The sequence below is a fragment of the Streptomyces mutomycini genome (assembly GCF_001700505.1).
Taxonomy (GTDB): domain Bacteria; phylum Actinomycetota; class Actinomycetes; order Streptomycetales; family Streptomycetaceae; genus Streptomyces; species Streptomyces mutomycini.
The window spans coordinates 1-9,641 of the sequence record NZ_MAPV01000140.1; the positions used below are offsets into that span (position 1 = coordinate 1).

The window sequence follows — 9,641 nt, forward strand, 5'->3', positions numbered from 1 at the left end:
GCGAAGCGGCCCCGACCGGTCCGTCCGACCGGTCGGGGCCGCTTCGCGGCGCACGCGGGACGGCTCAGGCCGCCGTCGCCAGCTGCTCGCGCGGGACGAACCGCACGTGCGGGCGGCCCGGGCGCAGGTCGACCTTGAGGCGCAGGCCGCCGACGCGGGTCAGGGCGAAGCCGACGCCGAGCGCGGCCAGCATCGAGATCGCCCCGCCGGCCGCCATGCCGGTCCTGGCACCGTAGGCGTCGCTGATCCAGCCGACGATCGGGGCGCCCACCGGGGTGCCCCCGGCGAAGACCATCATGTAGAGGCTCATCACCCGGCCCCGCATCTCGGGGTCCGAGGCCATCTGGACGCTGGTGTTGGCGCTGATGTTCGTCGTCAGGCCGATCATGCCGATCGGGACGAGCAGCAGCGAGAAGAGCCAGACGGACGGGGACAGCGACGCGACGATCTCCAGGACACCGAACAGGGTGCCCGCGGCCACCAGCATCCGCAGCCGCGAGGAACGGCGGCGGGCGGCGAGCAGGGCCCCGGCCAGCGAACCGGCCGCCATGAGGATGTTGAAGAACGAGTACATCCCGGCGCCGCCGTGGAAGATGTCGTCCGCGAAGGCCGTCAGGAAGATCGGGAAGTTGAACCCGAAGGTGCCGACGAAGCCGACCAGCACGATCGGCCAGATCAGCTCGGGTCTGCCCGACACGTAGCGGAGGCCCTCGCGCAGCTGCCCCTTGGCGCGCTTCACCGTGACGGACGCGTGGAGCTCGCTCGTACGCATCATGAGCAGGCAGACGAGCGGGGCGATGAACGACAGCCCGTTGAACATGAAGGCCCAGCCGCTGCCGACCGTCGTGATCAGGACACCCGCGACGGCGGGGCCGATGAGCCGGGCGGACTGGAAGTTCGCCGAGTTCAGGCTGACCGCGTTGCGCAGCTGCGCGGGGCCGACCATCTCCGAGACGAACGACTGGCGCGCCGGGTTGTCGACGACGGTGACCATGCCGAGAAGGAAGGCGATCAGATAGACGTGCCAGACCTCGACGACGCCGGAGAGGGTCAGGACGGCGAGTGCGACACCGCACAGGCCGAGTGCCGCCTGGCTGATGAGCAGCAGACGCCGCTTCGGGAGCCGGTCGGCGATGACGCCGCCGTACAGGCCGAAGAGCAGCATCGGGAGGAACTGGAGGGCCGTGGTGATGCCGACGGCGGCGGCGGACCCGGTGAGGCTCAGGACGAGCCAGTCCTGCGTGATGCGGGACATCCAGGTACCGGTGTTGGAGATCACGGCGCCCGTGGCGAACAGGCGGTAGTTACGGATCTTCAGCGACGAGAAGGTCCCGCCGGTCTTGCTCTCGTGGGTGGAAGTCGGTGCGGGGGCGGAGTCTGCTCCGGATCCCGTACTCAAAAGGGTTCGCCTCCTCGGGCGTATACGACGTACGTGCTGACGAGGACGTGACGGCGGGCGCGGGGGCCGCTTCGTGCGGCCCGCGCGCCCGGCACGGTCAGAGGTGGGCGAGCTTCTCCAGCACGGGCGCCGCGGCCCGCAGCTTCTCCCACTCGTCCTCGTCCAGGCCCTCGGCGAGGTTGGCCAGCCAGGCGTTCCGCTTGGAGCGGCTCTCGGCGAGCATGGCTTCCGCCTGCTCGGTCCGGCTGACCATCTTCTGCCGACGGTCATCGGGGTGCGGTTCCAGTCTGACCAGCCCCTTGGCCTCCAGCAGCGCGACGATGCGGGTCATCGACGGCGGCTGCACGTGCTCCTTGCGGGCCAGCTCACCGGGAGTGGCGGAACCGCAACGGGCGAGTGTGCCGAGCACCGACATCTCGGTCGGGCTCAGCGACTCGTCGACGCGCTGGTGCTTCAGGCGCCGGCCCAGCAGCATCACGGCGGAGCGAAGGGAGCTCACGGCGGCGGCACTGTCGCCGTCGTGGATCAGGTCAGGCATGTTCCTTAGCGTAACTCATTAGCAATGCTAAATACCAGTCGGTGGTACACGCGCGAGAATCTGATCACCCGAACGAGTGAGTACGGGGTGGAAAGAGCCGCGAAGAGGCCATGTGTGCCGCGACCCTGCTTGGCATGGGATCGACAGTGCTCAGCCTGCGCATAGACGGTGAGCTGCTCGAGCGGCTCCGCCGGCACGCCGCCAGACGCGGCATGACCGTCCAGGACTACGTGGTCCAGACGCTGGTCCGCGACGACTTCGACCAGCGCTTCCACGCGGCCGTCGACGAGACGGAGAAGTTCTACGGGGCGGACTCCCGCCACGCGGACCCGGCCGACCGGGTCACATGACGGAAGTCCGCCCCGCGGGGGTGCAGACGCCACGCGCTCGTGCGAGCGCCTACGTGAGGCCGAGCGCCGGCATCGCGTAGTAGAAGACGAAGACCGCGGACACCACGTACATGGCCGCCGGGACCTCCCTGCCGCGCCCCGCGGCGAGGCGCATCACACTGAAGGCGATGCAGCCGATACCGATGCCGTTGGTGATCGAGTACGTGAGCGGCATCATCAGCATGGCCATGAAGGCCGGGATGGCGAGCGTGTAGTCGCTCCAGTCGACGTCCCGCACGTTGCCCGCGAGGATCAGGAACCCGACCGCGATCAGTGCCGGGGTGGCCGCCTGCGAGGGGACCATCGTCGCCAGCGGCGTCAGGAACAGCGCGACGGTGAAGAGCAGCCCGCTCACCACACTCGCGAGCCCCGTACGGGCGCCCTCGCCGACACCCGCCGTGGACTCCACGAAACAGGTCGAGGCGGAGGAGGAGCTCACACCACCGGCGGCGACGGCGACACCGTCGATGAGCAGGACCCTGTTGATGCCCGGGAAGTGCCCGTTCTTGTCCATCAGCTTGGCCTCGTCGCCGACACCGAGGATGGTGCCCATCGCGTCGAAGAAGCAGGACAGCAGCACGGTGAAGACGAAGAGGACTCCGGTCAGATAACCGACCTTGGCGAAGCCGCCGAACAGACTGACCTCGCCGATCAGACCGAAGTCCGGGGACGAGACGGGATTGCCCGGCCACTCCGGGACGGTCAGGCCCCAGGCACCGGCCGGCAGGTCCGCGACCGCGTCGATGACCAGTGCGACCACCGTCATGACGACGATGGAGAGCAGGATCGCTCCCGGCACCTTGCGGACGATCAGCGCGAGGGTCAGCAGCGTGCCGAGGACGAAGACCAGGACGGGCCAGCCGTTGAGGTGGCCGTCGTTGCCGAGCTGCAGCGGCACCGTGGTGTGCGCGGCGTCCGGGATGCGGGAGACGAAGCCCGAGTCGACCAGGCCGACCAGCAGCACGAAGAGGCCGATGCCGATCGCGATGCCCTTGCGGAGCGAGCGCGGCACGGCGTTCATCACGCGCTCGCGCAGCCCGGTCGCGACCAGCAGCATCACGACGATGCCCGCGAGGACGACCATGCCCATCGCGTCCGGCCAGCTCATCCGGGGGGCGAGCTGGAGGGCCACGACGGTGTTGACGCCGAGACCGGCGGCGAGCGCGATCGGCACGTTGCCGATGACACCCATCAGGAGCGTGGAGAACGCGGCCGTCAGCACGGTGGCCGTGACGAGCTGGCCGCCGTCGAGCTGGTTCCCGTACATGTCCTTCGCGCTGCCGAGGATGATCGGGTTGAGGACGATGATGTACGCCATCGCGAAGAACGTGGCGAAACCGCCACGGACCTCGCGCGCGACCGTCGACCCCCGCTCGGAGATCTTGAAGTAACGATCAAGGACGCCGTGGGGCTGTTGCGGCGCCGGAGGCTGATCGACCGGAGCGGTGGCCGAGGAGGACATGTATGACCTTCAGTCGTGCATCGAGGGGATGAAAACAGACAGATTTGGATGTTCACACGAATAAATCGAGCCACCCGCAAGCAGATTCAGTATGAATACATGAGCGAAAGATCGCTATCTCCGCGCGTAGATCCTTGGGCCGACTGGCCCGAGGCACCCCGGCCGGGGACGGCCCTAGACTGACCGCATGGAGAAGTGGACACCGAAGCACGAGGCACCCGAGCCCCTGGAGGGTCCCGTCGTCGCCACCATCACGGGCGGCACGATCCTCTGGTTCGTCCTCTTCCTCGTGCAGGTCCCCTTCTACGGCTGGTTCGACGACCGCGGCCACGCCTGGTGGATCTGGGTCTGCCTGGCCGGCGCCGGGCTGGGCCTCATCGGCATCTGGTACGTCCGGGGGCGGGACGCCGCTCTGAAGCGGGCCGCGACGCAGGCCGCCGAGGGGTCCTCGCCGGGCACCGCGCACCACTGACGCCCCCGGCGCCGGCACTGGATCCCGTACGGCCCCGGGACCGTTCCGCTCCTCCCCCGGTCGGATCTTCCGACGTCCGGCGGGTGAACCGCCCCTTCCGCCCGTACGGTCGGAGTCATGACGCAGCGGGCACTCGACTCCTCCGGTGAGCAGCAGGACCCCGTACCGGGCTCCCCGGTGCCGGGCGGACTGACCACCGCCGAGGTCGCCGAGCGGGTCGCCCGGGGCGAGGTCAACGACGTACCGGTCCGCTCGTCCCGTTCCGTCACCGAGATCGTCCGCGCGAACGTCCTCACCCGGTTCAACCTGATCATCGGCGTGCTCTGGGTGATCATGCTGTTCGTCGCGCCGATCCAGGACAGCCTCTTCGGCTTCGTGATCATCGCGAACACCGGGATCGGCATCGTCCAGGAATGGCGCGCCAAGAAGACCCTGGACAGCCTCGCGGTGATCGGCGAGGCGAAACCGACCGTACGGCGCGACGGGACCTCCGCCGAGGTCTCCGTCTCCGAGATCGTCCTCGGTGATCTGGTCGAGCTGGGCCCCGGGGACAAGGCAGTCGTCGACGGCACGGTCGTCGAGGCCGACAGTCTGGAGATCGACGAGTCGCTCCTGACCGGTGAGGCCGATCCCGTGGTCAAGCGGCCCGGCGACCCGGTGATGTCCGGCAGCTTCGTCGTCGCGGGCGGCGGCGCGTTCACCGCCACCAAGGTGGGCCGCGAGGCGTACGCCGCCCAGCTGGCCGAGGAGGCGTCCCGCTTCACCCTCGTCCAGTCCGAGCTCCGCAGCGGCATCAGCACGATCCTCAAGTACGTGACCTGGATGATGGTGCCGACGGCGATCGGGCTGATCATCAGCCAGCTGGTCGTCAAGGACAACAACTTCAAGGACTCGGTAGCCCGCACCGTCGGCGGCATCGTCCCGATGATCCCCGAGGGCCTGGTCCTGCTCACCTCGGTCGCCTTCGCGATCGGCGTGATCAGGCTCGGCCGCAAGCAGTGCCTCGTACAGGAGCTGCCCGCCATCGAGGGGCTGGCCCGGGTCGACATCGTCTGTTTGGACAAGACGGGCACCCTCACCGAGGGCGGCATGGACGTCACCGAGGTCCGCCCGCTGAACGGCTCCGACGAGGACTACGTACGCCGGGTCCTGGGCGCCCTCGGTGCCTCCGACCCACGTCCCAACGCAAGTCTTCAGGCCATCATCGACGCCTGCCCGGACGGCGAGGGCTGGGGCGTCACGCAGGCCATGCCGTTCTCCTCGGCCCGCAAGTACAGCGGCGCCGCCTTCGCCGAGGACAACGGTGAGGCGTCCGTCTGGCTGCTCGGCGCCCCCGACGTGCTGCTGCCCGCCGACGACCCCGCCCTCACCGAGACGGTGCACCTCAACGAACAGGGGCTGCGGGTCCTGCTCCTTGCCCGGGTGCACGGCGAGCTGGACGCCCCGGACGCCGCGTCCGGCGCCCTGCCCACCGCGCTCGTCGTCCTGGAGCAGCGGCTGCGTCCCGACGCCGGGGAGACGCTGGCCTACTTCGACGACCAGAACGTCGCGGCGAAGGTCATCTCCGGCGACAACGCCGTCTCGGTCGGGGCGGTGGCCCAGAAGCTGGGGATGCCGGGCGCCGAGCACGCCCTGGACGCCCGCCGGCTGCCCGAGGACCGGGACGACATGGCGACGGAGATCGAGCGGAACGCGGTCTTCGGCCGGGTCACCCCGCAGCAGAAGCGGGACATGGTCGGTGCCCTCCAGTCACGCGGGCACACGGTCGCGATGACGGGTGACGGCGTCAACGACGTGCTCGCGCTGAAGGACGCCGACATCGGGGTCTCGATGGGCTCGGGGTCCGAGGCGACCCGCGCGGTGGCCCAGATCGTGCTGCTGAACAACAGCTTCGCGACGCTGCCGTCGGTCGTGGCGGAGGGCCGCCGGGTCATCGGCAACATCACCCGGGTCGCCACGCTGTTCCTGACGAAGACCGTCTACTCGGTCCTGCTGGCGATCCTGGTGGTGTGCTTCCAGGTGGAGTACCCGTTCCTGCCCCGCCACCTCACGCTGCTGTCCACGCTGACGATCGGCGTCCCGGCGTTCTTCCTGGCGCTCGCCCCCAACAAGGAACGGGCCCGGCCGCACTTCGTACGCCGAGTCATGCGCTACGCGTTCCCGTCCGGGACCATCGCGGCGGCGGCCACCTTCGCCACGTATCTGCTGGCCCGTCACCACTACGCCGGTACGGGCGCCCTGGACGCGGAGACGAGCGCGGCGACGCTCACGCTGTTCCTGGTCTCCATGTGGGTGCTGGCGATCATCGCCCGCCCGTACACGTGGTGGCGGATCGCCCTGGTCGCGACGATGGGCCTGTGCTTCCTCGTCGTGCTCGCGGTGCCGTGGCTCCAGGACTTCTTCGCGCTGAAGCTGGTGGGGACGACCATGCCGTGGGCCGCGGTGGGGATCGCGGCGGTCGCGGCGGCCGTCCTGGAACTGGCCTGGAGGCTGGTCGGCCGCCGCTTTCCCACATAGATCCGAGAGGGATCCACAGATCCGAGAGGGTGGTGATCCCCCTCGGCTACTTCACGCCGACTCGGCTACTGCACGTCGACGAAGTCACCCGCGGCCGTGACGGTCGGGGTGGTGGACGTACCGGCGAAGCTGTAGCGCCAGTAGCCGTCCACGGACGCCGTGGCGGTGGTCTTCAGCTCACCGGTGCTGTTCGACTTGATGGTCTTGACGGTGGTGTAGGTGCTGCTGGTCTTCTTGCGGAACTGCAGCTTGACGGACTGCCCGGTGTAGCCCTTGTAGGTGCCGGTCTCCCAGTTGGCGCGCGAGAGCTTGCCGGTGACCGTGATGGTCTTGCCCTTCTTGACGGGCTCGGGCGCGGCGTTGACGGTCACCTTGGAGAGGCGCTGGATGCGGGCCGTGGAGTAGTAGTCGGTGTACGCGACCGAGGTCTCGTCACCGGCGAGCACGCCTGCGCTGACGTGCCAGGTGCCGGCCAGCGCGTTCATGTACAGGTCCGCGCCGGGGACGATCGTGATCGTCATCTTGCAGGTGGCGGTGGTGGCGCTGGAGCTCGTGCAGTTCGCGACCTCCTCGTTCGGCATCACCCAGCCGTCGACATCCGTCTCGACGTCCGAGCCGTGCCACAGGTCGATGTACCCGTCGACTATGCCGGCGGGGTGCGAGGCGGTGACCGAGACGTTGATCGTCTTCGAGGCCGTCGTGCCGAGGACGATGTCCTTGCCGCCGTTGATGACGACCTTCGAGATCACGGGCTCCTCGACGGCGACGCGCGCCGCCGCGCGCGGCGCCTCGGCCCCGAGGCCGAACACCTCGGCCGCGGTGGGCTTGTCCAGGCTCGGAACAGCCCGGTCGCCCGCCTGCGCCGCCGGAACGGCGAGGGCGGACAGAGCCAGGGCGCCGGAAACGGCGGCGACAGTGGCACGAATACGCATGTGTTCCCCAAGTGGAGAAGGGGGTCCGTGGCAAGTGCTGCGGCCTACGGTCCCCATGTGGTCTGTGAGTCTGGTGACTCCACAGATCAAGACAGGTCACACACGTGAAAGGTTGTGCCCACTCGGCGACTTTCCTGTGAAGATCACATCAGCTGTGCGGCTTCCTGGCTGAGCTGACCCCGGCGGGTCTCCACAGGCCGCCTCTTCGTACCGACGCCTCCAACAGGCGCATGACCTCGTGGAGGAGGACACCGATGATCGACCCGCTCACCGGAGTGGCCGTGGTCGCAGTCGTGGGAGCGGCAGCGGCATTCGCCGGCGACCGGGCCCTCCGCAGACGGAAGCGTGCGTTCCGGGACCACTACGGGACCTACGACGGATTCCGGACGCAGGTGGACGCGGACGAGGTCCGCGCGGTACGCGGCGCGCGAGGAGACGTGGCGGCGGTCAAGGTCGTCCGTGACCGCCACCCGCTCGCCTCGCTCGCCCACGCGCACCGGTACGTCAAGGAGCTGTGAGCCCCCGGCGCCGGGCCGCTCAGTCGAACCAGCGGTCCCGCGCCAGCTCCTCCGTGCGCGACGGGTCCTCCAGCAGCGCGGCCACCTCGAAGCGGCGCGGCCACTGGCCGGCGGCCCAGGCGAGACCGGCCGCCACGCCCTCCACCGTGGACGCGTGGACCACACCGTCCGGGGTGCGGCGCCAGTCCAGCTCGACCCCTCCGGCGCGCAGCTCGCCGTGCTCGACGTAGGTGTCGGGGGTCCCGGCGCCGAGCAGGATGCGTACGGAGTCCGGCACCTGGTGCTCCTCGCCCTCCGTCGTCACCACCGCCTCGACGCTCTCGCCGAGCCGCCGCACCTGGAGCAGGTCGGCCAGCTCGGCCGCCCGCGCCGGGGCCACCGGCAGGAGCGGGAGTCCGCCCGTCAGCGGCAGCAGGTCGGGGGCGTCGGCGATCAGGACGTCCGCCGCGTCGGCGACCCGCACCTCGTCGTCCACGACGGCCCGCAACTCGTCGGGCAGCGTGACCTGTTCCGGATCGAGCTCGGCGAGCGCCGTGTAGAGCGAGTGCAGTTGCACAGGCCCGACGGGACGCTCCTCGTCGGCGAGCCGGCCCAGCAGCTCGGCCGCCCCGCCCGGCTCGTCCAGGAGCGCGGCCACCGAGGTCCGTACGCCGAGGGCGCGCAGCACCTGCGCGTCGTCGAAGCCCGTCGCGTCGGCGGAGTCGTACAGGCCCGCCAGGCGCGGGTCGCCGCCCGCCGCGCGCAGGCCGGCCGGGCGGCGGCCGTCGAGCACGGGGTGGTCGCGCAGCCACCACGCGGTGTAGGGCCGTACCGACTGCGTCGTGCCGTCCGGGAGCAGCACCCGCACCGGCTGGGTCAGCGCGTCGCGCAGCGGCGGCCGGGCCAGCATGGCCAGCGCCTGCGGCCAGGCGTCGTCGTCGACGAGGTCCAGGTCGCGTACGGCGACGAGCTCGGTGGCGACCGGCGGCACCGGGGTGTCAGGGAGCTGGTCCAGGACGTCCTCGCACCACACGTCGACGGCGTCGAGCAGCCCCGCGTCGTCCGTCTCGGCGAAGTCGCTGTCGCGGGGCTCCAGTTCGTCCGGGTCCAGGACGACGTCGGTGGCCCGTACGAGGGCGAAGGTGGCCAGCACCCCACAGGCGGTCAGGGGCTGTTCGCCCCAGCGCTCGGTCAGCTCCGCGTCGCACAGGGCGAGTTCGCCCTCACGCATCACCTGGGCGAACGGGCTGCCCGGCAGCACCAGCTCACCGGCGGGTGCCGGTTCGCCGTCCTCGTCGGGCAGGGCCAGCGCGCCCAGCCAGGGCTCGTCGCCGGGCGCCAGGTCCGCGTCGCGCACGAGTGTGAGAACGGTGTCGGCGAGATCTGGGACGAGGACGCCCTGGACGGGGACGAGCTCGCCGACACCGTTCTCACA

The 9,641-nt window shown here is 70.1% G+C and carries 8 protein-coding genes and 1 pseudogene; 4 read left to right on the forward strand and 5 right to left on the reverse strand.

Features of this window, described 5'->3' with window-relative positions:
- Positions 1–64: 64 nt before the first annotated feature.
- Positions 65–1,399, reverse strand: a complete 1,335-nt coding sequence (locus BFF76_RS20535) for an MFS transporter (RefSeq protein WP_053930604.1) — start codon at positions 1,397–1,399, stop codon at positions 65–67.
- A 97-nt stretch (positions 1,400–1,496) separates the two neighbouring features.
- Positions 1,497–1,937 carry a MarR family winged helix-turn-helix transcriptional regulator gene (locus BFF76_RS20540; RefSeq protein WP_031093273.1) on the reverse strand — a complete coding sequence of 147 codons (441 nt, stop codon included), beginning with the start codon at positions 1,935–1,937 and terminating at the stop codon, positions 1,497–1,499.
- Positions 1,938–2,071: 134 nt separating this feature from the next.
- Between BFF76_RS20540 and BFF76_RS20545 the strand changes: the two genes are divergently transcribed.
- Positions 2,072–2,287, forward strand: coding sequence for a hypothetical protein (locus tag BFF76_RS20545; protein ID WP_199831594.1), 216 nt, complete (start codon positions 2,072–2,074; stop codon positions 2,285–2,287).
- 49 nt (positions 2,288–2,336) lie between these two features.
- Here BFF76_RS20545 and BFF76_RS20550 read toward each other — a convergent pair whose 3' ends face one another.
- The gene (locus tag BFF76_RS20550; RefSeq protein WP_053930605.1) at positions 2,337–3,788 is read right to left on the reverse strand and encodes an NCS2 family permease; all 1,452 of its coding nucleotides are present in this window, start codon (positions 3,786–3,788) and stop codon (positions 2,337–2,339) included.
- Between the two features lie 187 nt (positions 3,789–3,975).
- On the opposite strand from BFF76_RS20550, the gene BFF76_RS20555 reads away from it, so the two are divergent.
- Both BFF76_RS20555 and BFF76_RS20560 read left to right on the forward strand, forming a co-directional pair.
- Positions 3,976–4,260: a DUF2530 domain-containing protein gene (locus tag BFF76_RS20555; protein ID WP_031093278.1), complete on the forward strand. Its 285-nt coding sequence runs from the start codon at positions 3,976–3,978 to the stop codon at positions 4,258–4,260.
- 117 nt (positions 4,261–4,377) lie between these two features.
- Complete coding sequence (locus tag BFF76_RS20560) at positions 4,378–6,777, forward strand: HAD-IC family P-type ATPase (RefSeq protein ID WP_065848785.1); 2,400 nt, start codon at positions 4,378–4,380, stop codon at positions 6,775–6,777.
- 65 nt (positions 6,778–6,842) lie between these two features.
- Here BFF76_RS20560 and BFF76_RS20565 read toward each other — a convergent pair whose 3' ends face one another.
- On the reverse strand, positions 6,843–7,709 hold the full coding sequence (locus BFF76_RS20565) for a hypothetical protein (protein ID WP_031093281.1): 867 nt from the start codon (positions 7,707–7,709) through the stop codon (positions 6,843–6,845).
- Positions 7,710–7,963: 254 nt separating this feature from the next.
- Here BFF76_RS20565 and BFF76_RS20570 point away from each other — a divergent pair, with 254 nt between their 5' ends.
- Positions 7,964–8,227: a hypothetical protein gene (locus BFF76_RS20570; RefSeq protein ID WP_053930607.1), complete on the forward strand. Its 264-nt coding sequence runs from the start codon at positions 7,964–7,966 to the stop codon at positions 8,225–8,227.
- Between the two features lie 19 nt (positions 8,228–8,246).
- On the opposite strand, the pseudogene BFF76_RS20575 reads toward BFF76_RS20570, so the two are convergent.
- Positions 8,247–9,641 (reverse strand): annotated as a pseudogene (locus BFF76_RS20575) (sacsin N-terminal ATP-binding-like domain-containing protein); the annotation flags it as partial.

Excerpts from the sequence above, each read along its gene's own strand:
- BFF76_RS20565 (WP_031093281.1), bottom strand. The coding sequence starts at position 7,709 with ATGCGTATTCGTGCCACTGTCGCCGCCGTTTCCGGCGCCCTGGCTCTG.
- BFF76_RS20540 (WP_031093273.1), bottom strand. The coding sequence starts at position 1,937 with ATGCCTGACCTGATCCACGACGGCGACAGTGCCGCCGCCGTGAGCTCC.
- BFF76_RS20555 (WP_031093278.1), top strand. The coding sequence starts at position 3,976 with ATGGAGAAGTGGACACCGAAGCACGAGGCACCCGAGCCCCTGGAGGGT.
- BFF76_RS20550 (WP_053930605.1), bottom strand. The coding sequence starts at position 3,788 with ATGTCCTCCTCGGCCACCGCTCCGGTCGATCAGCCTCCGGCGCCGCAA.
- BFF76_RS20545 (WP_199831594.1), top strand. The coding sequence starts at position 2,072 with ATGGGATCGACAGTGCTCAGCCTGCGCATAGACGGTGAGCTGCTCGAG.
- BFF76_RS20560 (WP_065848785.1), top strand. The coding sequence starts at position 4,378 with ATGACGCAGCGGGCACTCGACTCCTCCGGTGAGCAGCAGGACCCCGTA.
- BFF76_RS20570 (WP_053930607.1), top strand. The coding sequence starts at position 7,964 with ATGATCGACCCGCTCACCGGAGTGGCCGTGGTCGCAGTCGTGGGAGCG.